The following is a 25,838-nucleotide window of genomic DNA, read 5'->3' as shown; positions in this document are numbered from 1 at the left end:
AATCATGGGCGCTATAACCCCTAAAGAAGATTACACAAATATTCCACACGAAACTTTCGATGCAGTCATCGTTGGTGGTGGTGGTTCAGGTATGCGTGCTTCTTACCAACTTGCTCAAGCTGGTTTGAAAGTTGCTGTATTGACTAAAGTATTCCCAACTCGTTCACATACTGTAGCGGCGCAGGGTGGTATCGGTGCATCTCTTGGTAACATGCAAGAAGATAACTGGCACTATCACTTCTACGACACTGTTAAGGGTTCTGACTGGTTAGGCGACCAAGACGCAATCGAGTTCATGACTCGTGAAGCGCCTCAAGTTGTATACGAGCTTGAACACCTTGGTATGCCATTTGACCGTAACGCTGACGGTACAATTTACCAACGTCCATTTGGTGGCCATGCTGCGAACTATGGTGAAAAACCAGTTCCACGTGCATGTGCAGCTGCCGACCGTACAGGTCACGCGCTTCTTCACACGCTTTATCAAAGCAACGTGAAAATGGGTACTCAATTCTTCGTAGAATGGATCGCGCTTGATCTTATTCGTAACGAAGCTGGTGATGTACTTGGTGTTACAGCAATTGACCAAGAAACTGGTAAAATTGCAGTATTCCAAGGTAAAGCAACATTGTTCGCTACTGGTGGTGCTGGTCGTGTTTACCGTGCATCTACTAACGCTTATATCAACACTGGTGACGGTCTTGGTATGGCGGCTCGTGCAGGTATTCCATTACAAGATATGGAATTCTGGCAATTCCACCCAACAGGTGTTGCGGGCGCAGGCGTATTGTTGACAGAAGGTTGTCGTGGTGAAGGTGCAATCCTTCGTAACGATGCTGGTGAGCCGTTCATGGAACGTTATGCTCCGACACTTAAAGACTTGGCACCTCGTGACTTCGTATCACGTTCTATGGACCAAGAAATTAAAGAAGGTCGTGGCTGTGGTCCTAAGAAAGACTACATCTTGCTTGATATGACGCATCTTGGTGCTGATACAATCATGAAACGTCTTCCATCTGTATTCGAGATTGGTAAGAAATTCGCGAACGTTGACATTACTAAAGAGCCAATTCCTGTAGTACCTACAATCCATTACCAAATGGGTGGTATTCCTACAAACATTCATGGTCAAGTAGTTGTTCCTGTAGCTCGTGAAACTGAAGCTTTGGTTGCGAACTACAACAAAGAAACTGATGTGTACTCACACAACGCGGGCGACCGTGATTTCACTAAACCAGTGAAAGGTTTCTATGCAATCGGTGAATGTTCATGTGTATCTGTACACGGTGCAAACCGTCTAGGTACAAACTCATTGCTTGACTTGGTTGTATTTGGTAAAGCTGCTGGTGAACATATTGTTGACTATGTAACTAAACACCATGGTGATGAATACGCTCCATTACCTACAACTGTTCTTGAAAACACTTTGAATCGTGTTCGTCATCTTGATGAATCTACTTCTGGTGAAAATGCTCAAGAAGTTGCAGATGCAATCCGTGACATCGTTCAAGACCACGCTGGTGTATTCCGTACATCTGCACTTCTTGAAGAAGGTGTGAAACAGATTCTTGCGATCGAACCACGTGTACGTAACATTCACTTGAAAGACAAATCTAAAGTATTTAACACAGCGCGTGTTGAAGCTCTAGAAGTTGAAAACTTGTATGAAGTTGCGAAAGCTACATTAATTTCTGCAGCTGCACGTAAAGAATGTCGTGGTGCGCATACAGTGGTAGATTTCGAATTACCACCTGATCATGCTGACTACCCATACGGCCGTCGTGATGATGAGTGGATGAAACACACTTTATGGTTCTCTGTAGATAACCGTCTAGAGTACAAACCAGTACGTTACCGTCCATTGTCGGTAGATGCTATTCCACCTAAACCACGTACATTCTAATTGGGAGAAGTAAGATGAGTAGAGGTACTCGTACATTTAATATCTACCGCTACGATCCTGATAAGGATGCAGCTCCGTACATGCAAACTTTTAAACTAGAGTTGACAGACAAGCACCGTATGTTGCTTGATGCGCTTCTAGCATTAAAAGTGCAAGACGAATCTTTAACGTTCCGTCGTTCATGCCGTGAAGGTATTTGTGGTTCTGATGGTGTAAACATCAATGGTAAAAATGGTTTAGCGTGTCTTTGGAACCTAAACGACTTGCCAGACGTGATTACGATTCGTCCATTACCAGGTCTTCCAGTAGTGAAAGACTTGGTTGTAGATATGAATCAGTTCTACGATCAGTACAACAAAATCCATCCGTTCCTAATCAACAATCAGCCTGCGCCTCCTAAAGAGCGTTTGCAGTCTCCTGAAGATCGTGAACACTTAGATGGTTTGTATGAATGTATTCTTTGTGCATGTTGTTCAACTTCATGCCCATCATTCTGGTGGAACCCAGACAAGTTCTTGGGTCCTTCAGCATTGTTAAATGCATACCGTTTCATCATTGACTCACGTGATACATCTACACAAGAGCGTTTGGAGCGTCTTGACGACCCATTCTCGCTTTTCCGTTGTAAAGGTATCATGAACTGTGTGTCAGTATGTCCTAAAGGCTTGAACCCTACTAAAGCAATCGGTCACATCCGTAACATGCTTTTAGATATGGCTGGCTAATGCGGTACTGACGTAAGTCAAAAAAAACGCACCTTTGGGTGCGTTTTTTTTATGCTGATCATTTATGTCATGGGAATGTCATGAAAACTTATGCAAAATAGCGATGTTTAAAATAGCTTTAAAATATAACGCTACAGTATTGAGTTGCTAGATGTCAGCAAAAATTGATGAAATTTGCAAAATTATTGTGGTTAATAAATGACGGGTTGCTCAGCTGGGCATGTAAATGTGAATGGAAAATGTTATCATATAACGCATAAGAGGGTGTCGGTAGAAATATTGAACACTCTTTTGTTTTATTTGGCACTATTTGTTAAGACTTTAGTATCGATTGCAAGATTTTTGAACTTAAAGCACCATATCTTAGCTGGAAAATATTGAACTGTATTTAGCCAATTTATGGGAGGTATGTGTCAAAAAAATCAATTGAAAACAGGTTACGTGTTAGCATTTAACATACGACTATATGCGAAAAATGTGAATGAAATTGGTACATTTTTTCTACATTTTAAAGCATTAAAGCAGTATATAAATGTCAGATGACATGTTTTGAAGTCGGTTTAGACAAAGTAAATAGTCGAATTTATTTTATCTAAGACGATTTGCAAAAAATTGCCCGGTTTTGCTGGGTATTACAATGAGTGATGATGCCGCTGAGGGGTGTTATTGTTCGTTAATCACATTGGGAAATCCTAATGTAGTGATAACGCCTCATGGCTTAAGCCTAATGGGGACTAATGTCTTTTTACCAATAAGACATTATTAATCATGGGTTCGCTTAAAAAGCATCCTGAAATGTTTTTGCAATAGGAAATGGGTCCACAAATGCAAGAAGTTGCTGACGCACTGCGTCTTGACACTGAACTTTCCGCTGACAGTGCAGCGTATATTGAAGAACTTTATGAGCAGTATTTAACGGCTCCAGACTCAGTGGAAGCTGACTGGCGCGAATACTTCGATAAATTCCCTAAAGGTGATCAACCGCACAGCAATGTACGTGAGCAATTCCTATTATTAGGACGTAATTCAAGTCGTGTTCAACCTGTCGTTCAAAGCGCAGTAAGCACTGATCACGAACGCCGTCAAATTGGTGTATTACAACTCATCGCTGCATACCGTAACCGCGGTCATCAAAAAGCAAAATTAGATCCACTTGGTTTGGCTAAGCGCGAAATCGTGCCTGATCTAGACCTTGCTGCACATGGTTTAACTCAATCAGATATTGATACACCGTTCAACACGGGTAATCTTGCGATTGGTAAAACTGAAGCAACTCTAGGTGAAATGGTTCAAGCGATGGAAGCAACTTATGCTGCTTCAATTGGTGCTGAATACATGCACATTGTTGATACCAAAGAAAAACGTTGGATTCAACAACGCCTTGAAGGTGCTAAAGGTCAATTTGGCTTTAGCGCTGAACAGAAAAAGCATGTACTTGAACGCTTAACAGCTGCTGAAGGCCTTGAAAAATACCTAGGTAACAAGTTCGTTGGTGCGAAGCGTTTTGGTGTAGAGGGTGGTGAATCATTCATCCCTATGGTTGACTCTTTGATTCAACGTGCAGGTTCTGTAGGTTGTAAAGAAGTGGTTATCGGTATGCCTCACCGTGGCCGTTTAAACCTTCTTGTAAACATCATGGGTAAAAACCCAGCTGACCTATTTGGTGAGTTCGAAGGTAAAGCACTTCATAAAAAAGGCTCTGGTGACGTTAAATACCACCAAGGTTTCTCTTCAAACGTTATGACTCCGGGTGGCGAAGTTCACTTGGCACTAGCGTTTAACCCATCACATTTAGAAATCGTTGGACCTGTAGTTGAAGGTTCTGTACGCGCACGTCAAGTACGTCGTAAAGATATCGGTGGTGATGATGTATTACCAATCATCGTTCACGGTGATGCTGCATTTGCAGGTCAAGGTGTAAACCAAGAAACCTTCCAAATGTCACAAACTCGTGGTTACACAGTGGGTGGTACAGTTCATATCGTCGTGAACAACCAAGTTGGTTTCACAACGTCTGATCCACGTGATGCACGTTCTACAGAATACTGTACTGACATCGCGAAAATGATCCAAGCACCGATCTTCCATGTGAACGGTGATGATCCTGAAGCTGTATTGTTTGTTTCTCAATTGGCACACGATTTCCGTCATACATTCCGTAAAGACGTCGTAATCGACATGTTCTGCTACCGTCGTCGTGGTCATAACGAAGCCGACGAGCCAGCTGCAACTCAGCCAATGATGTATCAAATCATCAATAAAAAAGCGACTACTCGTACGCTTTATGCTGACAAACTTGTACAAGAAGGCGTTCTTGATCGTGCTTCTGCTGATGCAATGGTTGAACAGTATCGTTCTGACCTTGAAGCAGGTAAACACGTTGCAAATGCGTTGGTACTTGAGCCAAATACAAAAATGTTTGTGGACTGGAAACCTTACCTAGGCCATGAATATACAGACAAATGGGATACCACTTTCCCAATCGAACGTCTAAAAGAGCTTGGTGCGAAAATGCGCGAGCTTCCTGAAGGCTTCGTGATGCAACGTCAGGTTGCTAAAGTAATTGACGACCGTCTGAAAATGCAGACTGGTGAAATGCCATTGAACTGGGGTGCAGCTGAAACTTTAGCTTATGCATCTATTCTAGATGAAGGCTTCCTTGTTCGTTTAACAGGTGAAGACGTTGGCCGTGGTACATTCTCACACCGTCATGCAAAACTTCATAACCAAGTAGATGGTTCAACTTACATTCCATTATGTAACTTGAAAGAAAACCAACCACGTACTGCAATTTATGACTCATTATTGTCAGAAATGGCGGTTCTTGCATTCGAATACGGTTATGCAACGACTCTTCCGAAGAGCCTTGTAATTTGGGAAGCGCAATTTGGTGACTTCGCAAACTGTGCACAAGTTGTAATCGATCAGTTCATCGCGTCTGGCGAAACGAAGTGGGAACGCGTTTGCGGTCTGACTATGCTTCTTCCACACGGCTTTGAAGGTCAAGGTCCTGAGCATTCATCAGCTCGTTTAGAGCGTTTCTTACAGCTATGTGCTGAAGAAAACATGCAAGTGATCACACCGACTACACCAGCGCAGATTTACCATGCGATGCGTCGTCAAGCACTTCGTCCAATCCGTAAACCAATGATCGTGACTTCACCGAAGTCTCTTCTTCGTCACAAACTTGCAACATCTACATTAGAAGAGCTTGCAAATGGTACATTCCAAACTGTGATCGACGAAATCGACAACATCAACAAGTCAGACGTAACTCGTCTCGTACTTTGTGGTGGTAAGGTTTACTACGACTTACTTGAAAAACGTCGTGAAAAAGAATTGAACAACACAGCAATCGTTCGTATCGAACAATTGTATCCGTACCCAGAAGCGCGTCTTGCTGAGGTTCTTGCACAATATCCAAACGCTACTGAATTGGTTTGGGCTCAAGAAGAACCGAAAAACCAAGGTGCTTGGTTGTTCATTGCACCACGTCTATACGAAGGTGTAATGAAGTCTGGCAAACAACTTCAAATTAGTTACGCAGGCCGTGAAGCTTCAGCTGCACCGGCATGTGGTTCACCATATTTGCATGCAAAACAACAAGCTCAGCTCGTAAATGATGCTTTAGCGATCGTAGCTGAATAACAGGAGATTCTTAATAATGGCAACCGAAATTAAAGCACCGGTATTCCCAGAGTCAGTTGCTGACGGTACAGTTGCAACTTGGCACAAACAACCTGGTGAAGCAGTATCACGTGATGAAGTGATTTGTGATATTGAAACAGACAAAGTTGTTTTAGAAGTTGTAGCTCCTGCTGATGGTACGCTTGTTACAATCATCAAAAACGAAGGTGATACTGTTCTTTCTGCTGAAGTGATTGCTGAATTTGCTGAAGGTGCTGTTTCTGGCGCTGCAGCAACTCAAGCAGTTCAATCTGAAGAGAAAGTAGAACAAGCTGCTGCACAAACTCAAGCGGGCAATGCACCGATTGTTGAACGTGCTCAAGTTGCTGACCAAGCACCTGCAGTGCGTAAAGCATTAACTGAGTCTGGTATTGCTGCAACTGATGTTGCGGGTACTGGTCGCGGTGGTCGTATTACTAAAGAAGATGTTGCAAATCATCAAACTAAACCAGCTGCTGCTCCTGTTGCACCGCTAAGTGTTGCTGTAGGCGAACGCATCGAAAAACGTGTTCCAATGACTCGTCTTCGTAAGCGTGTTGCTGAACGTCTACTTGCTGCTACTCAAGAAACAGCAATGTTGACTACGTTTAACGAAGTGAACATGAAACCAATCATGGAAATGCGTGCGCAATACAAAGATGCTTTTGAAAAGCGTCATGGTGCACGTCTTGGCTTTATGTCATTCTTCGTTAAAGCGGCAACTGAAGCACTTAAACGCTACCCAGCTGTAAATGCTTCAATTGATGGCGATGACATTGTTTACCACGGTTTCTACGACATCGGTGTAGCGGTTTCTTCTGATCGTGGTCTAGTGGTTCCAGTGCTTCGTGATACTGACCGCATGAACTATGCTGAAGTTGAAAACGGTATCCGTGCATACGCTGGTAAAGCGCGTGATGGTAAATTGGGCATCGAAGATATGACTGGTGGTACGTTCACTATTACTAATGGTGGTACTTTTGGTTCATTGCTTTCTACACCTATCTTAAATACGCCACAAACTGCGATTTTGGGTATGCATAAAATCCAAGAACGTCCTATGGCTGTAAATGGTCAAGTAGAAATCTTGCCTATGATGTACTTAGCGCTTTCTTATGACCACCGTCTAATCGATGGTAAAGAAGCAGTAGGCTTCCTTGTAACAATCAAAGAATTGTTAGAAGAACCAGCTAAGCTAATCCTTGATCTTTAATACTTCAGAATAATGCAATGGGCTTAGAGTGATCCTCTAGGCCCATTTTTGGAGATACACATGTCTCAATTTGATTTAGTTGTTATTGGTGGCGGTCCTGGTGGTTATGAAGCTGCTATCCGCGCTGCTCAATTAGGCTTTAAAGTAGCTTGTATTGAAAAACGTATTCATAAAGGTAAACCATCTTTAGGTGGTACTTGCTTAAACGTGGGTTGTATCCCATCTAAAGCATTACTTGATTCATCTCACCGTTATGAAGATACAGTTCATCACTTAGATGACCACGGTATTACAACAGGTGAAGTGAAGTTTGACCTTGCAAAATTACTTGCACGTAAAGACAAAATCGTTGACCAATTAACTGGCGGTATTGACCAGTTATTAAAAGGTAACGGTATTGAATGGTTAAAAGGTACTGGTAAATTACTTGCTGGTAAAAAAGTTGAGTTCGTATCTCACGAAGGCGAAACTCAAATTTTAGAACCTAAATACGTGATTCTTGCGACTGGTTCTGTACCTGTAAATATTCCTGTAGCTCCTGTAGATCAAGACATCATTGTTGACTCTACTGGCGCATTAGAATTCCAAGAAGTGCCTAAGCGTCTTGGTGTGATTGGTGCAGGTGTAATCGGTCTAGAACTTGGTTCAGTTTGGCGTCGTCTAGGTGCAGAAGTTGTTGTATTTGAAGCAATGGATGCATTCTTACCAATGGCTGACAAAGCTTTGGCAAAAGACTACCAAAAACTATTAACTAAACAAGGTCTTGATATCCGTGTTGGCGCTAAAGTTGCTGGTACTGAAATCAACGGTTCTGAAGTTACAGTTAAATACACTCAAGGCGGCGAAGAAAAAACTCAAGCATTCGATAAATTAATCGTTTGTGTGGGTCGTCGTGCTTATGCAGAAGGTCTATTGGCTGATGACTGCGGTATTAAATTGACTGAACGTGGTTTAGTTGAAGTGAACGATTGGTGTGCAACTTCAGTTGAAGGCGTATACGCAATTGGTGACTTGGTACGCGGTCCAATGCTTGCACATAAAGCAATGGAAGAAGGCGTAATGGCTGTTGAACGTATTCACGGTCATGCAGCACAAGTGAACTATGACACGATCATTTCTGTAATCTACACACACCCAGAAGCGGCGTGGGTAGGCTTAACAGAACAACAAGCGACTGAAAAAGGTCACGAAGTTAAAACTGGTCAATTCGGTTTTGCTGTGAACGGTCGTGCGTTGGCTGCTGGCGAAGGTGCTGGTTTTGTTAAGTTTGTTGCAGATGCAAAAACGGATCGTTTACTTGGTATGCACGTGATTGGACCTGCAGCATCTGATATCGTACACCAAGGTATGATCGCGCTTGAGTTTGTATCAAGTGTTGAAGATCTTCAGTTAATGACTTTCGGTCACCCGACATTCTCTGAAGTGGTTCATGAAGCTGCGCTTGCAGTCGATGGACGTGCGATTCACGCGATTCAGCGTAAACGTAAATAAGATGTTAAAAAGAGTGGCTTTGGCCGCTCTTTTTTGTTTTGATGGTTGTTTTTGTATGAACAATCATCTATTAATAAAGAATAAAGAAATTGAATAACAAGCCAATATTGTGTTGATGGATGTCTAAATATTGGTCGGTAATAACAAAGTAAAAGCAGTAAAAAGGTAATTGAATGAATTTACATGAGTACCAATCCAAAGCGTTATTAAAAAAATATGGCATGCCAGTCCAAGAAGGCGTATTTGTTACGACTGCAGAAGAAGCGGTAAAAGCTTTTGAGCAATTGGGTGGTAAATTTGCAGTACTCAAAGCCCAAGTTCACGCAGGTGGCCGTGGTAAAGCAGGTGGTGTTAAGGTTGTAAAATCTGTACAAGAAGCGACAGACTACGTTAACCAAATGGTTGGTTCACGCTTAGTGACCTATCAAACAGATGCATTGGGTCAACCTGTAAGCGGTATTTTGGTTTCTGAAGATGTATATCCTGTAGAGCGCGAATTGTACCTAGGTGCAGTTGTAGATCGTTCAAGTCGTCGTGTGACGTTTATGGCATCCACTGAAGGTGGTGTCGAAATTGAAAAAGTCGCAGAAGAAACACCTGAAAAAATTATTAAAGTTGAAGTTGATCCATTGGTGGGTTTAATGCCATTCCAAGCCCGCGAAGTGGCATTTGCTTTAAATCTTAAAGATGGTCAAATCAACCAATTTGTCAAAATTATGACGGCAGCTTACCAAGCTTTCATTGAAAATGACTTTGCTTTATTTGAAATTAACCCACTTTCTGTACGTGAAAATGGCGAAATTTTATGTGTTGATGCAAAAATTGGTATCGACTCAAATGCCTTGTATCGTTTACCTGAAATTGCAGCGCTACGCGATAAATCGCAAGAAAATGAGCGTGAACTTAAAGCCTCTGAGTTTGACCTCAACTATGTGGCTTTAGAAGGGAATATTGGCTGTATGGTCAATGGTGCAGGCCTCGCAATGGCGACCATGGACATCATTAAATTGTATGGTGGACAACCTGCAAACTTCCTTGATGTTGGTGGTGGTGCAACCAAAGAACGTGTAATTGAAGCTTTTAAAATTATTTTGGCAGATACATCTGTACAAGGGGTTTTAATCAATATTTTTGGTGGAATTGTACGTTGTGACATGATTGCTGAAGCAATTATTGCGGCGGTTCAAGAAGTCAATGTGACTGTGCCTGTAGTGGTGCGTTTGGAAGGAAATAACGCAGAACTCGGAGCAAAACTACTAGACGAATCTGGACTGAAATTGATTTCTGCAAACGGCCTAGCCGATGCTGCAGAAAAAATAGTTGCTGCAGTAAAAGGCTAAGGGGAATCAAGCATGAGCGTATTAGTAAATAAAGACACAAAAGTATTGGTACAAGGCTTTACTGGTAAAAACGGGACATTCCATTCTGCGCAATCAATTGCTTATGGTACAAAAGTTGTGGGTGGTGTAACGCCGGGTAAAGGTGGTCAAAAACATTTAGACCTACCCGTGTTCAATACTATGAAAGAAGCAGTGCGTGAAACAGGTGCGACGGCAACTTCTATCTATGTACCTGCACCTTTTGTTTTAGATTCAATTATCGAATCCATTGATTCGGGTATTGAGCTGATTGTTGTAATTACAGAAGGTGTGCCAACCTTAGACATGCTCAAAGCCAAGCGTTACTTAGAAACATACGGTAATAATGCACGCTTAATTGGGCCAAACTGTCCAGGTATTATTACCCCAGGTGAATGCAAAATTGGCATTATGCCAGGTCATATTCACCAAGCAGGCAAAATTGGTATTATTTCGCGTTCAGGCACATTAACTTACGAAGCTGTAGCGCAAACTACCAAGCTTGGTCTTGGTCAGTCGACTTGTATTGGTATTGGCGGTGACCCAATTCCGGGTATGAACCAAATTGATTGCTTGAAACTGTTCCAAGAAGACCCACAAACCGAAGCCATCATTATGATTGGTGAAATTGGCGGTACAGCGGAAGAGGAGGCAGCTGAATATATCCAGTCGAATGTAACTAAGCCTGTGGTTGGTTATATTGCTGGGGTAACTGCGCCAAAAGGTAAACGTATGGGTCACGCTGGGGCGATTATTTCGGGTGGTAAAGGCACAGCAGAAGAAAAATTTGCTGCCTTTGAAAAAGCGGGTATGGCGTATACACGCAGTCCTGCTGAATTAGGCTCGACCATGTACGAAGTGCTAAAAGGCAAAGGTCTGGTTTAAATACTTGATCTAAACATAAAAAAGAGAGTCTTAGGATTCTCTTTTTTTTTGTGCGCTAAAAGGCGTTTTTAAGCTTGTATATAAGAGCAATAATGGCTTGGGTATTTGTTCGGTTTTAGGGTTAAGTGAAACTGCATGAGAAGATTGAGCCTACTCTTAAATAAGAGTGAAGTTTGAAGGCTCTGAAAAAAACGAAGCCATAAAAAAGCAGTGCGAACACTGCTTTTTTAATTCATCCAGAATGTATAACTCACTCAAAACTTAGTTTTTGCTGGTTTTTAAGCTTTGAGTTAAGCCATTAATATCGCCACCTTGAATGCCAAGTTCACTCATTAAGCTGTCAATTAGCGGGGCTTGAGAGCGATAGCGTAGGGCACTATTCACGACTTGATCAGACAATGCAACTTGACCTTGTTCGCCTTCAACACCAGCTGTTGAGCCAGTTACACCACCAAGACCATTGACTTGCAAAATCTTAATGTCGTCAATGTTTTCCATTGGTTTTACGCTTTCACGGATAATTTCAGGCAAGTACTTCAGCATCGCTAAACGAATCTGCATTTCAACCTGTTCAGATGACAATACGTTATTTGCTTCGTTTACAGCGCGTGTACCTTCAGCATCCACTTGATATTGTTTTTCCATCGCCTGTGCGAGCAAAACTTTCGCATCTGCTTCACCTTTGGCTTTTAAGCGAACTTTTTCGGCTTCTGCTTCAGCTGCAATACGTATCGCTTCAGCATCATCAGCAGCAGCTTGTTTGCCTGCTTCGGCAGCCACAGTAATTGCAATCGCTTCTTTCTCTGCTTTTTCTTTTGCAGATACCAATTCAACAGCCTTTTGACGCTCTGCTTGTTGAATTTGGCGGACGGTAATCACTTCTTCTTCAGCTTTTACCGCTTGAGCGCGAGCTTGATCGGCATGTGCTTTGGCTTCAGATTCTGCACGAGATTTTTCCGCAATCGCAATTGCGCGGTCTTGCTCAGCCAGTTCAATGGTTTTCTTTTGCTCTACTTGTGCTTGCTGAATGATCTGTGACTTTTGAATATTTTGATTTTCAACGTCACGGGCAGCAGTAATACGCTTTAAGTCGACTTCACGTTCAGCTGCAATACGCGCTTCTTCAGCTTCACGTTTTTTAGCTGCTTCTTGCGATGCAATTTCTGCAAGCTGTTCTGCGCGACGTACAGAAATTTCACGTTCTTGTTGTAACTTGGCATATTCTTCTTCACGTAGAATCTGCAAGCGAGCTTGTTCTGCTTCTAAGTTTTTGGTTTTGATCGCTAAGTCAGCATCTTGTTCAATCGCATTACGCTTACGACGGCGGTCTTCAATGGTTTCTGTGAGTTTAGTTAAACCTTCGGCATCGAAGGCATTTTGTGGGTTAAAGTACTTAAAGCCAGTTTGGTCTAAGCCCGTTAATGAAACAGTCTCAAGCTCTAAACCGTTTTTATGCAAATCTTCAGATACGACCTGCTGTACTTTTTGCACAAAGTCGACACGTTTTTCATGTAATTCTTCCATCGCCATTTCAGCGGCAACGGCACGAAGCGAGTCAACAAATTTACCCTCAACTAAATTTTTCAGCTCATTGGGTGACATGGTTTTTTGACCCAAAGTTTGTGCTGCTGTTGCAATGGAGTCAGCAGTTGGTTTTACACGTACATAAAACTCTGCCATCACGTCCACACGCATACGGTCGCGGGTAATCAGCGCTTGGTCATCCGCACGGCGTACTTCTAGGCGTAGGGTATTCATATTGACTGGAATAATTTCATGTAACACAGGGAGCACAATTGCACCGCCACCTAAAATTACTTTTTCACCGCCAAAGCCAGTACGCACAAAAGAAATTTCTTTGCTTGAGCGACGGTAAAGTCGAGCCAAGATAAAACCAATAAAAATAAATGCTGCAAAGATAATGCCTACGCTAATGAGTAGGCTACTTGGAATCATGTCTAACATTGTTGTAAATAACTCAAGATTGTTGTAATTGAATAAAAAATAAAATTAAAGAGAATAAATTAAAGTACTTATACAGATACAGCCTGAAAAACGGTTTTGATTTTATGCGTTAAAATAACAGACTGACCTTGACCAAATGTCGCTTCGGTTTCAGGTTCGACCAAAATGTAATGCGTTGTGCCATGGTGGTCGATCACTTTGGCCTGAGCAGGGTAGTTTTGTCGTGCTTCACCCAAAATAATGGTTGCTGTACGGCCAATTAACTCATCACTATAAATGGCCATCGTTTCATCTTGAGGTAAGATTTTTGCCACTAACTTCGCTACAGTGCGAACCACAGGCATACATAAAAACAGGCAAGCAAATGAAATAAGCCAAACATTAAACAACATGTCGGTCATTTGAAGGGTGATGCCTTGAATGATAAAACCTGTGAGCGCATAGGCTGTTAAAAAGATAATTAACCAAACAAACAAAGGAACACGTCCTAAGTAAAGCCAATCTAAAGCCTTACCCATTAAGCCGTGATCGGCATCAATGTGTGTTTCTGCATTGGGAGTTGCGCTATCTGTTAAAAATTGGTCAAGCAGTGTTTGTGAACCGCCTCCAATGATTGTTAGCAGAATTTCAAAAATCCCAAACAAAAACATTAAGCACAAACTGGTGCTAAATGCGATGTTCGCTGGATGTGTGAATAATTCCCACATATAGGTTGTTCTCTTTTATATTTGGAGTTTTGTTTCAAACATTTAAGCTTAAATATTTGCTGGCTACTCATATTTATTCAATTAAAGATACCATTGAATGATGGAGTTGTGTAAAAAATAGCTGACAAAAATTGTCAAAATGTATAAGAAATTTTCATCTCAATTACATATTTTTTGCATAAAACGTGCTTTAAATCTTGGAAGATTGGCATTTTGTTTGATTGAGTCACGCTTTAAGTGTGGTAAAAATACAGCATGCGTTTACTCAAATTACATGTTTTAAATTGACTCAGCTTTATTATTTTTGTATTTGAGCCTTCAGAATAGAACTTAGCCAGTCCTTATTTAACTGGCTAAACCACAGAGTAGGTGCATGATTTCAATACCTGCGCATCTTAATTTCATACAGTGCTTTAACTTTTGTTATTTCAAACGATGTGTTTGGTGTACATAGGCTCGTATTTAGAGTAAAGAGGTTTGAATACGGACTTTCATATCTAAGGCATTTTGTTCAATAAATGCTTTCATCCATTGCACTTGTTCACCCATAGGATTGGTTTTTACAGCGCTGTCTAAAAATGCCATTTCAGGCAGTGCATATAGTTGCTCTTCAATGGCATTTTTTAATTGGGTAGCATTGCAGGCCAAGGGCATACTAATGGTATAAAAACCTTTCGGATAATTATAAAACGCATACAGTAAATTAAAGGCCCGTTGATCGCCTTTTAAATTACCCGCACCAATTTCATAGCGACGGTCTTGGTTGCTGTGGGTAATCCCAATCACAAATTCCCACTTTTGCTCCGAAAGTCGTAGACCAAATTGCAGACCTAATTGATCAGAGCTCAGTTCATGTTGTACAAAATTATTTAGTGCTGAACCGTCTTCGCTCAAGGCTTCTTGTAAAATAAGCATGTGTTGCTGATGCTGATAGATAAAGCCAGCAAGTTTCGCCTGTGCTAAGCGGGCATTAAGTGCTTCAAGGTCAAAATGGCTATAAGGCATAGTCTATGGGTGAGATTGGCTAGATTCACTTTAATCTAAAGTGAAAAATGAAACTTGCAAATACATGCTTAAGAGTTATTAACTATGGCGTTATTGTTACCTAAACTTAATATTTTGGCGCTAAAGCGCTAGAATCAGCTGGTTTGATATAGTGTGCTTTATTGATTAATTAAAATTGATATGTACTATCAGCAAAGTTTTATATGACGAATTTGCATATCAATATAATAAAACAAGCAATAGTCTAGATAACTAAATCACTATAATGAATATAAATTTTCAAAAGTGTCATAAGTACACGTTTTTCTAAGCTGGTGTTGTCCATGTCGTTAAATGAGGAAAGACTTACTCATCTTAAACAGCTAGAAGCTGAGAGTATTCATATTATCCGTGAAGTAGCAGCTGAGTTTGAAAACCCAGTCATGCTCTACTCGATTGGTAAAGATTCAGCAGTCATGCTGCATTTAGCATTGAAAGCATTCTATCCTGCCAAACTACCATTCCCACTACTGCATGTAGATACGGGTTGGAAGTTTAAAGACATGATTACTTTCCGTGACAACATGGCGAAAGAGCATGGCTTTGATTTGATCGTGCATCAAAACAAAGAAGGTAAGGATGCAGGTGTAAACCCATTCGATTACGGTAGCTCTAAATATACTGACATCATGAAAACTCAAGGCTTAAAACAAGCACTTGATAAATATCAGTTTGATGCTGCCTTTGGTGGCGCGCGCCGTGACGAAGAGAAATCTCGTGCTAAGGAACGTGTTTACTCATTCCGTGATACTAAACACCGTTGGGACCCTAAAAACCAACGTCCTGAGCTTTGGAACCTTTACAACGGTAAAGTGAACAAAGGCGAAAGTATTCGTGTGTTCCCATTGTCTAACTGGACTGAGTTGGATATTTGGCAATACATCTACCTCGAAAACATTAAATTGGTTCCTTTGTACTTGGCTGCTGAACGTCCAGTGGTTGAGCGTAGCGGTACACTGATCATGGTTGATGATGAGCGTATGCGTTTGAACGAAGGTGAAGTGCCACAAATGAAATCGGTGCGTTTCCGTACTTTAGGTTGTTACCCGCTTACAGGTGCGGTTGAATCAACTGCAACAACTTTACCGGAAATTATCCAAGAGATGCTTTTAGCTACCACATCTGAACGTCAAGGCCGTATGATCGACCATGACGAAGCAGGTTCGATGGAAAAGAAAAAGCAGGAAGGTTACTTCTAAGAATCTCTCCCCTTGCGCAGCAGTGCCGCTCATCTTTGAAAAAGAGAGGAGAAAGTCCCCCTTTTATAAAGGGGGAAACAGGGGGATTAAAAGAAACCGATTTCAAAAGAATATGTGGAGCTTTGAGCAATGTCTCATCAATCAGATTTAATTAGCCAAGACATCTTGGCGTATTTAAAACAACACGAAAATAAAGACCTTCTACGTTTCCTGACTTGCGGTAACGTGGATGATGGTAAATCGACTCTAATTGGTCGTTTGCTTTACGATTCAAAATTGATTTATGAAGATCAATTGCAAGCCGTAACACGTGACTCTAAAAAAGTGGGTACTACGGGTGATGCACCTGACTTGGCTTTACTTGTCGATGGTCTGCAAGCGGAACGTGAGCAGGGTATTACCATTGACGTGGCTTATCGTTATTTCTCTACTGAAAAACGTAAGTTCATTATTGCCGACACCCCAGGGCATGAGCAATACACACGTAACATGGCAACTGGTGCGTCGACTGCCGATTTAGCGATCATCTTGATTGATGCGCGTTATGGCGTTCAAACGCAAACTCGTCGTCACTCATTCATTGCGAGTCTTTTGGGTATTCGTAATATTGTGGTTGCAGTGAACAAAATGGACTTGGTTGAATTCTCTGAAGCGCGCTTCAATGAAATTCAAGCAGAGTACAACGAGTTCGTAAACCAATTGGGCGACCGTAAACCTGCGAACATTATCTTCACGCCAATTTCTGCGTTGAATGGTGATAACGTTGTAAACAAATCTCCATCTACACCTTGGTACCAAGGTCAGACTTTAATGGAGACTTTGGAAACTGTTGAAATTTCGCATGATACGAGCAAGCACGAATTCCGTTTCCCAGTTCAGTATGTCAACCGTCCGAACCTCGACTTCCGTGGCTTCTGCGGTACGATTGCACTTGGTGAAGTGAAAGTTGGCGATACCATTACTGCATTGCCATCTGGTAAGTCGTCTACTGTTAAAGAAATCGTGACTTTTGACGGTAACTTAGACTATGCTGTTGCAGGTCAAGCGGTAACACTTACGCTAAATGATGAAATTGATATTTCACGCGGTAACGTGTTGGTAAAAGCGGGCGAACAACCGTTAATTTCACGTTCTGCACGTGCCTCTGTGGTATGGATGACAGATGCGCCTTTAGTGGTTGGCAAACTGTATAACGTGAAGTTTGGTACACAAACTATTCCTGCGAAAGTTGCGAAAATCAACTATCGTACCAATGTAAACACATTGGAAAAAATGGAAGTGTCTGAGCTTGAGTTAAACTCAATTGCGGATGTAACCATCGAGTTTGATGCGCCAGTGGTATTTGACCGCTATCAAGACAGCCGTTACACAGGTTCATTTATCTTTATTGACCGTTTAAATAACGTAACTGTTGGTGCGGGTATGGTTGAGTCTGCAATTGAATGGACTGCACACAACGAGCCTGTGACTGCTGAAGTGCGTGCTGCACGTTTAGGTCAAAAACCTGCTGCGGTAACTGTGACTGCGAAAGCCCTTGAAAATGCGCAAGCGATTGAAAGTTTGTTGATTCAGCAAGGTGTAGTTGCGATTGCGAAAGCTGGTTTAACTGTAGAGCAAATTGCACTAGTTCGTGAAACTGGTGTGGTTGTGATTACAGATACTGCTGAAGGTACTGATGTGACTTATACAGTTGAGTCTGCTGAAGAAGTTGCTGAGAAAATTGTTGAGTTAGTTCGTCTGTAATTGGTTGAATTGATTTAAAAAAAGACCCGCCGAAAGGCGGGTTTTTATAAAAAATATATAAATTTAACGATTTAAGTTGATTTTGTTTTAAGCATCCCAATAAAAAGAAATAGAAAAATTTCATGGATGATTCGATGACAGTACCACGTAACCCTGAATTATATCATATAGCACACATTGATAAACTTTCTTCGATAATATCCCATGGATTATTGTCAGATAGTCTTGTGTCTCAAAATCAGTTTGGTGGTACGGTAATTGGTCTAAGTCATATAAAGCAAAGGCGTTTAACGGAGCTGACTTTAAGTTGTTATCCTAATTTATATGTAGGGCAATGTGTTCCATTCTATTTCTGTCCTAGATCAGTAATGTTATATATGATTAATCAGGGTAATTCGGATTTAACCTACGATGGAGGGCAGTCTAATATCATTCATTTACGTTTTGATATGCATGAATGTGTTCAATGGGCAATAGCTAATAGTAGACGTTGGGTCTTTACCTCTACTAATGCTGGATCTAGATTTTTTGAAGATTACAATAATTTAAGTGATCTAATTTTATTAGACTGGAATGCTATTTTCAGTCGATATTGGAGTAGTTGCCGAGATCAAAAACAAGCAGAATTTTTGATTGAGAATTCAATTCCATGGAGCTTAGTTAAAGAAATAGGTGTTTGTAATCAAGCTATGTTGACTAGAGTTAACACTGTATTGGTTGGTCAAAGCTATAGGCCTCATGTTAGAATTATGCCAGAATGGTATTATTGAGATTTCGTTATGATTAGATTTACTCATGGCGACATATTAAAAGCAGATGTCGAAGCTATTGTAAACACAGTTAATTGTGTAGGAGTAATGGGGAGAGGTATTGCTCTTCAATTTAAAAAAGCATGGCCAGAAAACTTTAAACAATATGCTTTAGCTTGTAAACATAACGAAGTAGTACCTGGAAAAATGTTTGTTTATGAAACACTAGAATTAACAAATCCTAGATATATCGTTAATTTCCCAACAAAAAGACATTGGAAAGGTGCTAGTCGTATCGAAGATATAGATTCAGGTTTAAATAGTTTGGCTTTAGAAATTAAGAATAAAAAAATAAGCTCAATTGCAATACCTCCATTAGGTGCAGGTTTAGGTGGTTTAGATTGGCATAATGTAAAAGATAAAATAGTTCAACATTTAAGTGATCTATCTGATGTTGATATTCTTGTTTTCGAACCACTAAGTTTAGATACAAAAATTGAGAAAGTTATCAATAAGAAAGTTCCCAAAATGACGCCTGGGCGTGCAATTTTAATTGAGCTAATGCAAAGATATTTAAAGGGTTTATTGGATCCTTTTGTATCATTATTGGAGGTTCAGAAACTTTTATATTTTATGCAAGAAGTTGGCGAGCCATTACGTTTGAATTATACAAAGGCGCATTATGGTCCTTATGCAGATAATCTAAGACATGTATTGAATGTGATGGAAGGTCATTATATTCATGGTTATGATGATGGTGGAGATGATCCATCGAAAGCTTTAAGCTTGGTGCCGGGAGCAATTGAAGAAGCTAGAGAGTTTCTTAAAAGCTATCCTGAGACATTAGAGCGCTTCGAAAAGGTTACAGATATAGTAGATGGTTTTGAAAGTAGGTATGGTTTAGAGTTACTAGCATCTGTTCATTGGGTAGCTAAATATGAAGGATCTAATAATAGGGAAGATTTAGTAAATAAAATTCACAATTGGAATTTAAACAAAAAAAATTTTACTCCACGTCAAATTGATATCGCATATAAAAACTTACAAAACAATTATGTATTGTTGTAATTAAAAACCACCATCAAGGTGGTTTTGTTTAATTTAATATGAAGAATTAAAAAATGCATTAAGATGCATCTTAATTAATCTTAAGGTGTATCTTTACAATGTCAAATTCAGATCTTTTCGCAGCTAATAGTAGCCCTGTTAAAACACGCAGATGTCTTTTAGTAGCAGGGCTTTTTTCACTCAAATCGAATCTTTGCCAAAACGCTTCTTCAACTTGTTTACATAACGCTTAAACGGCCAAGTGAACTGCTTTACAAAGCTATTGGGAATCTTATAGCCAACTGTCCCATATACACTCGCCAAATGATTCGGCATATACACCGACTTAAACACCACATCATAAAGCGGAATAAAAGCAGCATAATTTTTATCAATCGCAGGCTTTTCCGAAGAATGATGCCAATGATGAAACTCAGGTGTAGCAATAATCCAGCGCAAATACGGAAAGCGAAAACGCACATTCGAATGAATAAAAATCGCGTGAAAAGAAATAAACACCAAATACGCAAATACCGCAGAAGTATGAAAACCTAAAAGAAAAATAGGCAAAGTAGCAATAAAGCGCGTCATTAAAACTTCAACAATGTGCAAACGAGAAGACGCCAGCCAATCCATTTGCTCCGTAGAATGGTGAATAGCATGAAAACGCCATAAAAAATTCACCTCATGCATAGCACGGTGCAACCAATAGGTTGTGAAATCTACCACAATTAATAGCTCAATAAACTGCAGCCACATCGGCTGCGCTTGCACCCAAGGAACAATCGGGTTAGAAGGCAGGTGCGTAATCCAATATTGAATTGGCATTACGGTTAAAAACGAAAACAGCTGAATCCCCACATGGCTAAACATAAAATACTTCATGTCTGTCACCCAGCCTACACGCAATAACTTTTGTTCCTTATTTTTGGCAAAAAAACCTTCAAGCGGAATAAACACAGCCGCCAAAATAATCAGCGTAATCACAAAGTAATCAAAACCTGCATAAAATGGCAAAGCAGGAAGCGTAGGCGCTTTAATTAAGCCACAGCCCAAAACCACAGCCAGCAAACTAAAACACAGCCCATAAAAACCATATCTATTTTGCTTAATAATGGCGCTATAAGCCCCAAAACCCGCAGCCAAAACAATTCCCGCCAAAAGCGTGTAATAAAACACATCATAATGCTTGCTATACAGTGGGCGTAATTCGGGGGTGGTTAGTACACTAGGAAACAAAAAGCACAAAGCAGAAAATATGCCTAAAAGCCCTAAGGACATGGACATAAACGCACTGATTTTGCCTTGGCCAGCTTGAAGTTCAAGATTCTCAAATTTATGTCGCAGATGATCGGTCATTGTTATTCTTTATATCGTGATTGTTATTGGTTTTAGGCGGTATGCTTAATTTAAACACAGTCGAATTATATACGAAATTGTGCGATGAAATCGAATGCTGAAAAATTTTAGGCTGTACACATCACCAAGATGTACTGCCAAAACAGAGTTGAATTTCAACACATTGCCCAGCAAATCAAACGCTAAAGCTCACGTTAGGGCAGAAAATAAATCATTTGTGCTGATTGTGTATACAGAGTTGAAAATTTTTTAATTTAATATAAGATATATCTTAATAAATCTTAAGGTGTATCTTTGCGATGTCAAATTCTGACCTTCTTGCTGTTAACGATAGTCCTGCTAAAACCCGCAAACGCTTGTTTGAAGCAGGGCACATGAAACTATTGGTGCTACATTTGATCTCTCAAGCGCCTAAGTTCAGCTACGATATTATCAAAGATGTCGGTGCAATCGTCGGCGGTGGCTACAGCCCAAGCACAGGGACAATTTACCCAACGCTGAATTACCTCGAAGAACAGCAATACATACACGCAGAACTGAATGCAGAAGACCGTAAACAATACAGCGTTACGCAGTCAGGCATACAGCACCTAGATGCAGAAAAAGCCACAGTAGAGAAAATTCTGTGCCGTTTTGATACCCGCAAGCAAATTCATAACAATGAACAATACGTTGACATCAAGCGTGCGATGGAAAACCTAAAAGCATCACTACGCATCAAAATTCAGCACTGTGAACTGACATCTGAACAGGTGTATGCCATTGCAGAAAAAATCGATCAGGCGGCCGTCGAAATCAGCCGTATGGAGGTGTCTTAGTGAAACAGCATCAATATGAAATTACACTCAAACACATTGCCGATGCACAGGGCAATCCATCGACCTATACAGAAGCTTTGCAGTTTAATGCCTACAACCATGATGATATGTTTAAGGTGCTGGAGCATTTGAGCAAAGCGCAATTGTTAGATGATGAAAAGACCAAAGCCTTTGCTGTGGGTTTAAAACTGTTTGGTGAAACCTTGCTGGAAAATAAAGACCATCCTTTATTTAAAGATTTCATGCCGCATTTCGGTCAGTTTATGAAAACACTGAAACAAACCGTGAAAACTCAAAATGCACAATCAGCGACGATAGAACAAGGTGAAAGCCATGAATAATCTCCCAAAATTTCATCCTAAGCATCTCACGTGGTTAATGCCTTTGATCCTATCTGGCATTATGAGTGGTGCAATTTCTTGCTTTAATATTTATTTAAAAGTCGGTGCGGTTGAGGGCTTTTTAGGAATTTGGCTACATGCTTGGAGTCTATCGTGGATGATGGCATTTCCATTAATTTTGGTGGTCTTGCCTTTGGTGCGTAATACGTTAATGAAGTTTGTACGTTTACCGAATGAACCGAATTCCAAATAAGGGCTGGGGAATTTGCTTAGTCATTATCTGAGTGTGACTGCATAGCGCTTTGAATGATGGTTGTTAATTCAGAGAGTGATTTGGCACCTGCAATACGTTGAATGACTTGCCCACGATAAAACAGCAAAGTTGAGGGTAGACCATAAACGTTATAACGCAAGGTCAGTATAGGCGAAGAGTTAACATTGACCTTGCCAAATTTGAGCTGTGCATGCTCTGCTGACATTTGGCTTGCACATTGTTCAAATACAGGGAAGTTCTGCACACAGGGCGCGCACCAGTCTGAATAGAAACGAATCACGGCAAAACCATCAAACCATTCATAGTCACTGGCGTTATCTTCATTGTATTCAACAATCTGAGACATGCTCGGCCTATTATTCATTTACGAAATACAGTACAGATTATACATAAGTCCATGATTATTCATTCTAAGGTATTTCTATGTTCAAATAGCGCTTAGATAGATGAATAGTCAATAATTGAAAAGGAAAAACAATGTCACAGCAAAGCATGCAACAGGTCATTATTACTGAGCCAGGCGGTGTTGATAAACTGGCTTATGAAAGCGTTGCCATCCCAGAAGCTAAAGCCGATGAGGTTTTGGTCAAAGTGCATGCCTTTGGTATTAACCGCCCAGATATTTTGCAACGCCAAGGCTTATACCCAATGCCGAAAGGGGTGACGCCAGTACCTGGTTTAGAGGTTGCAGGCGAAGTAGTTGCTGTAGGTACTGATGTCACTTTGTTTAAGGTGGGCGATAAAGTCTGCGGTCTGACCAATGGTGGCGGTTATGCGGAATATTGCGTGGTGCCTGAAAGCCAAACCATTCGTATTCCTGAAGGTGTTAGCTTTACTCAAGCGGCGGCCATTCCTGAAACATTCTTTACAGTTTGGGCTAATGTATTCCAAATGGCGCATGCCAAAGCTGGTGAAACCGTACTGGTGCATGGTGGCGCAAGCGGTATTGGCACCACAGCGCTAATGTTATGTAAATCTTTGGGGCTAAAGTCATTTGCAACCGTGGGTTCAGATGAAAAAGTAGCAGCTATTTCAAATTTAACCACAGCCATTAACTATAAAACTCAAGATTTTGAGCAAGTGATTAATGACGCAACCGAGAATGGCGGTGTGGATGTGGTTTTAGATATGGTGGGCGCGCCGTATTTAGAAAAGAACTTGAATCTGCTACGCCGTGACGGGCGTTTGGTGTATATCGCTTTCTTAGGTGGTGCAAAAGCCAAAGACGTGAAATTGGGGCAAATCATGATGAAGCGTTTGACTATTACAGGTTCTACGATGCGTGCGCGTAATACCGCAGAAAAGGCCGAAATTGCACAAGGCTTGCAACAGCATGTGGCACCGCTATGGGCAAAAGGCGAGTGCCTACCAATGATCTATAAGACATTTACTTTTGATCAAATTCAAGAAGCACATGCGTGTATGGATACGGGTGAGCATATTGGAAAAGTTGTGGTAAATGTGACTGCATAAATGAGCAAAAACTGAATAAAAGCCAGCTCTTTGAGCTGGCTTTTGTTTTTTATAAGAAAGTGTGAGGTGCGTCAAATTATGTGCTTAAAATAAATCATAAAATTTGCCAAAAAGTAAAAAAAATGCAAATTATTCGACACAACCTGTCCAAAGTTTTGTATAAATTAGGTAATTAATAAATCACACTATTTTTTGAAATTTTGTGTTAAATCACATTCAGGGAGGGATTATGAAAATTATTCCAAATGCTTACACGGATTTGCATAGTGGTCGAGCTTTAAAGCGTCTACATAAAGGAATTATACGCAATAAAGTGGTTGTGCGAGATTTGCATAAACTCTATAAAGCTATGTTGCATCTAGAGCGATATATTGACCGTTTAGCACAAAATTAAAGCCCAGCTTCATGTGAGTTTAGGTGTCTTGGGATTAAATCGGGTAGGTTGTCGCTAAAAATAACGCTATTTAAAAAGCGTATTAAAAAGAGATTGTATGAAAGAAAATCCTTCGACGCATGAACGTCTTGCTGAGCGTTTGGCCAGTATACTGACCAAGCTAAATGCAGGAGCACGTTTGTCGATAAAAGAGTTGGCGCTTGAATATTCAGTCAGCACAAGAACGATTAGCCGTGACTTTGATCGTATGAGTAGTAATTTGCCACTTTTACAAGATGAGCAAAGCAAAAAATTCTATTTAGACCCTGCCTATTTAACCAAAGTTAAGCCTCATGATTTTAAGCACTTTGCTCAAATTTCAGGGGTAGAGCAACTGTATCCCTCATTAGATTTGCCTTTTTTAAAGGAACTGTTAAATCAGCAGGCATCAGAGGTGTATAGCGCTAAAGGTTACGAATATGAAGATGCCTCACTATATATTGAATTATTTCAAAGCTTAAGTAGTGCTATACAGCAGCATCGTCAAATTGGTTTTTTATATAAAAATGAACCTAAATTGGTACAGCCTTATCGTTTAATTCATCATCATGGTAGTTGGTACTTGGCGGCTGTCCGTAAAGGACAATTAAGAACTTATCGTTTAAGCCACATGCAGCTACAAGCAACCAAGCATGAATATGAGACATTTCTTCCAGATCATACTGTGTTAAGCAGTTTGCAAGATGAAGACAGTATTTGGTTTGGTCAAGATAAGTTTGAGGTGCAGATTAAAGTCGCTTCGAATATTGCAAGTTATTTTAAGTAACGACGCTTGTTGCCAGAGCAACAGACCTTACAAGAGCTGGAAGATGGGGCATTAATTTTAAGTTGTCAGATTGCACATACCATGCAACTGTTGCCTTTAATACGTTTTTGGATACCAGGCTTATCCATTTTACAGCCAGAAAGTTTAAGGCAAGAACTTAAACAGAGCTTGGCGATGTATTTGCAAGATCAATGTGCTTAGCTATAAATATTGAAATTATTTCAAAATAAATAAAATTTTAACTGTTTTTCCACAGCATCCGTAAGGGTGCTTTTTTTTATGCGTTCAAAACGAAGAAGGGGGATTGACCAATAAAATGATGCGAAAGCCAAATTTTAGGCATAAAAAAACCAGCTTAACGCTGGGTTCTTTATATGCACCAATCAATCTGTAGTAGAAAGATGGTGCCCGAGGCCAGACTCGAACTGGCACGACTTGAAGGTCGGGGGATTTTAAATCCCCTGTGTCTACCGATTTCACCACTCGGGCTTAACAAGATGGAGGCGGAGGTCGGAATCGAACCGGCGTACACGGAGTTGCAGTCCGCTGCATGACCACTCTGCCACCCCGCCATGTCTTGTTGATGCGTATATTAGCAAGCTCAGAAAAAAAAACAATAGCTTGTTCATTCGGATGCGCATAAAAACAGCATATAGCGGAAAATAATTAAAATTATCAT

At 40.6% G+C, this 25,838-nt stretch carries 21 protein-coding genes, 2 tRNA genes and 1 pseudogene; 17 read left to right on the top strand and 7 right to left on the bottom strand.

The genetic code is table 11. The features are described from left to right. Positions 1-4: 4 nt before the first annotated feature. From sdhA to sucD, 7 genes are all read left to right on the top strand, one after another. Positions 5-1,903, top strand: a complete 1,899-nt coding sequence (sdhA, locus tag C9E88_RS12105; protein ID WP_106985725.1) for a succinate dehydrogenase flavoprotein subunit — start codon at positions 5-7, stop codon at positions 1,901-1,903. Between the two features lie 14 nt (positions 1,904-1,917). Continuing rightward, complete coding sequence (locus C9E88_RS12100) at positions 1,918-2,628, top strand: succinate dehydrogenase iron-sulfur subunit (RefSeq protein ID WP_106985724.1); 711 nt, start codon at positions 1,918-1,920, stop codon at positions 2,626-2,628. A gap of 825 nt (positions 2,629-3,453) precedes the next feature. Continuing rightward, positions 3,454-6,276 (top strand): 2-oxoglutarate dehydrogenase E1 component, encoded by a 2,823-nt coding sequence (locus C9E88_RS12095; protein WP_106985739.1) that lies wholly within the window; start codon positions 3,454-3,456, stop codon positions 6,274-6,276. 16 nt (positions 6,277-6,292) lie between these two features. After that, positions 6,293-7,507 carry a 2-oxoglutarate dehydrogenase complex dihydrolipoyllysine-residue succinyltransferase gene (gene odhB, locus C9E88_RS12090; RefSeq protein WP_106985723.1) on the top strand — a complete coding sequence of 405 codons (1,215 nt, stop codon included), beginning with the start codon at positions 6,293-6,295 and terminating at the stop codon, positions 7,505-7,507. Positions 7,508-7,567: 60 nt separating this feature from the next. Then, positions 7,568-8,998, top strand: a complete 1,431-nt coding sequence (gene lpdA, locus C9E88_RS12085) for a dihydrolipoyl dehydrogenase (RefSeq protein WP_106985722.1) — start codon at positions 7,568-7,570, stop codon at positions 8,996-8,998. A 173-nt stretch (positions 8,999-9,171) separates the two neighbouring features. Continuing rightward, positions 9,172-10,338: an ADP-forming succinate--CoA ligase subunit beta gene (gene sucC / locus C9E88_RS12080; protein WP_106985721.1), complete on the top strand. Its 1,167-nt coding sequence runs from the start codon at positions 9,172-9,174 to the stop codon at positions 10,336-10,338. Between the two features lie 12 nt (positions 10,339-10,350). After that, positions 10,351-11,241 carry a succinate--CoA ligase subunit alpha gene (gene sucD / locus C9E88_RS12075; protein ID WP_106985720.1) on the top strand — a complete coding sequence of 297 codons (891 nt, stop codon included), beginning with the start codon at positions 10,351-10,353 and terminating at the stop codon, positions 11,239-11,241. 261 nt (positions 11,242-11,502) lie between these two features. On the opposite strand, the gene C9E88_RS12070 is transcribed toward sucD, so the two are convergent. The 3 genes from C9E88_RS12070 to C9E88_RS12060 all read right to left on the bottom strand — a co-directional run bounded on the left by C9E88_RS12070 (position 11,503) and on the right by C9E88_RS12060 (position 14,918). Then, on the bottom strand, positions 11,503-13,206 hold the full coding sequence (locus tag C9E88_RS12070) for a flotillin family protein (RefSeq protein ID WP_106985719.1): 1,704 nt from the start codon (positions 13,204-13,206) through the stop codon (positions 11,503-11,505). Positions 13,207-13,274: 68 nt separating this feature from the next. Continuing rightward, the gene (locus tag C9E88_RS12065; RefSeq protein WP_106985718.1) at positions 13,275-13,913 is read right to left on the bottom strand and encodes a YqiJ family protein; all 639 of its coding nucleotides are present in this window, start codon (positions 13,911-13,913) and stop codon (positions 13,275-13,277) included. Positions 13,914-14,375: 462 nt separating this feature from the next. Then, complete coding sequence (locus tag C9E88_RS12060) at positions 14,376-14,918, bottom strand: hypothetical protein (protein ID WP_106985717.1); 543 nt, start codon at positions 14,916-14,918, stop codon at positions 14,376-14,378. Positions 14,919-15,241: 323 nt separating this feature from the next. Here C9E88_RS12060 and cysD point away from each other — a divergent pair, with 323 nt between their 5' ends. The 4 genes from cysD (at position 15,242) to darG (ending at position 19,716) form a co-directional block, all read left to right on the top strand. Next, positions 15,242-16,156, top strand: a complete 915-nt coding sequence (cysD, locus tag C9E88_RS12055) for a sulfate adenylyltransferase subunit CysD (RefSeq protein WP_106985716.1) — start codon at positions 15,242-15,244, stop codon at positions 16,154-16,156. Between the two features lie 129 nt (positions 16,157-16,285). After that, complete coding sequence (gene cysN / locus C9E88_RS12050; RefSeq protein WP_106985715.1) at positions 16,286-17,899, top strand: sulfate adenylyltransferase subunit CysN; 1,614 nt, start codon at positions 16,286-16,288, stop codon at positions 17,897-17,899. Between the two features lie 134 nt (positions 17,900-18,033). Then, positions 18,034-18,669: a type II toxin-antitoxin system toxin DNA ADP-ribosyl transferase DarT gene (darT, locus tag C9E88_RS12045; protein WP_106985738.1), complete on the top strand. Its 636-nt coding sequence runs from the start codon at positions 18,034-18,036 to the stop codon at positions 18,667-18,669. 9 nt (positions 18,670-18,678) lie between these two features. Further along, positions 18,679-19,716 carry a type II toxin-antitoxin system antitoxin DNA ADP-ribosyl glycohydrolase DarG gene (darG, locus tag C9E88_RS12040; RefSeq protein WP_106985714.1) on the top strand — a complete coding sequence of 346 codons (1,038 nt, stop codon included), beginning with the start codon at positions 18,679-18,681 and terminating at the stop codon, positions 19,714-19,716. 180 nt (positions 19,717-19,896) lie between these two features. On the opposite strand, the gene C9E88_RS12035 is transcribed toward darG, so the two are convergent. Next, a complete protein-coding gene (locus tag C9E88_RS12035; protein ID WP_106985713.1) occupies positions 19,897-21,054 on the bottom strand; it encodes a sterol desaturase family protein in 1,158 nt (385 codons plus the stop codon). 299 nt (positions 21,055-21,353) lie between these two features. Between C9E88_RS12035 and C9E88_RS12030 the strand changes: the two genes are divergently transcribed. The 3 genes from C9E88_RS12030 to C9E88_RS12020 are packed head-to-tail and all read left to right on the top strand — an operon-like array spanning position 21,354 to position 22,466. After that, positions 21,354-21,872: a PadR family transcriptional regulator gene (locus tag C9E88_RS12030; protein WP_106985712.1), complete on the top strand. Its 519-nt coding sequence runs from the start codon at positions 21,354-21,356 to the stop codon at positions 21,870-21,872. Continuing rightward, positions 21,872-22,213 carry a DUF3861 domain-containing protein gene (locus C9E88_RS12025; RefSeq protein WP_106985711.1) on the top strand — a complete coding sequence of 114 codons (342 nt, stop codon included), beginning with the start codon at positions 21,872-21,874 and terminating at the stop codon, positions 22,211-22,213. Before C9E88_RS12030 ends, C9E88_RS12025 begins: the two co-directional genes overlap by 1 nt. Next, entirely contained in the window at positions 22,206-22,466 is a 261-nt protein-coding gene (locus tag C9E88_RS12020; RefSeq protein WP_106985710.1) for a DUF2798 domain-containing protein, read from the top strand. The genes C9E88_RS12025 and C9E88_RS12020 overlap by 8 nt, the downstream gene beginning before the upstream one ends. A 16-nt stretch (positions 22,467-22,482) precedes the next feature. Here the strand turns inward: C9E88_RS12020 and C9E88_RS12015 are convergent, their stop codons facing one another. After that, positions 22,483-22,833, bottom strand: coding sequence for a thioredoxin family protein (locus C9E88_RS12015; protein ID WP_106985709.1), 351 nt, complete (start codon positions 22,831-22,833; stop codon positions 22,483-22,485). Between the two features lie 131 nt (positions 22,834-22,964). Between C9E88_RS12015 and C9E88_RS12010 the strand changes: the two genes are divergently transcribed. The 3 genes and pseudogenes from C9E88_RS12010 to C9E88_RS12005 all read left to right on the top strand — a co-directional run bounded on the left by C9E88_RS12010 (position 22,965) and on the right by C9E88_RS12005 (position 25,360). Beyond that, the gene (locus tag C9E88_RS12010; RefSeq protein ID WP_106985708.1) at positions 22,965-23,960 is read left to right on the top strand and encodes an NAD(P)H-quinone oxidoreductase; all 996 of its coding nucleotides are present in this window, start codon (positions 22,965-22,967) and stop codon (positions 23,958-23,960) included. 229 nt (positions 23,961-24,189) lie between these two features. Then, a complete protein-coding gene (locus C9E88_RS17630) occupies positions 24,190-24,354 on the top strand; it encodes a hypothetical protein (RefSeq protein WP_165382512.1) in 165 nt (54 codons plus the stop codon). Between the two features lie 97 nt (positions 24,355-24,451). Continuing rightward, a pseudogene (locus tag C9E88_RS12005) lies at positions 24,452-25,360 on the top strand (helix-turn-helix transcriptional regulator). Between the two features lie 201 nt (positions 25,361-25,561). On the opposite strand, the gene C9E88_RS12000 reads toward C9E88_RS12005, so the two are convergent. Then, positions 25,562-25,648: transfer RNA gene (locus C9E88_RS12000), tRNA-Leu, on the bottom strand. Between the two features lie 9 nt (positions 25,649-25,657). Further along, positions 25,658-25,731: transfer RNA gene (locus C9E88_RS11995), tRNA-Cys, on the bottom strand. Between the last annotated feature and the right edge of the window lie 107 nt (positions 25,732-25,838).

This window comes from Acinetobacter cumulans (genome assembly GCF_003024525.3).
Taxonomy (GTDB): Bacteria; Pseudomonadota; Gammaproteobacteria; order Pseudomonadales; family Moraxellaceae; genus Acinetobacter; species Acinetobacter cumulans.
The sequence above is the reverse complement of the archived record's forward strand: the minus strand, read 5'-3'. Positions and strand labels throughout refer to the sequence as shown.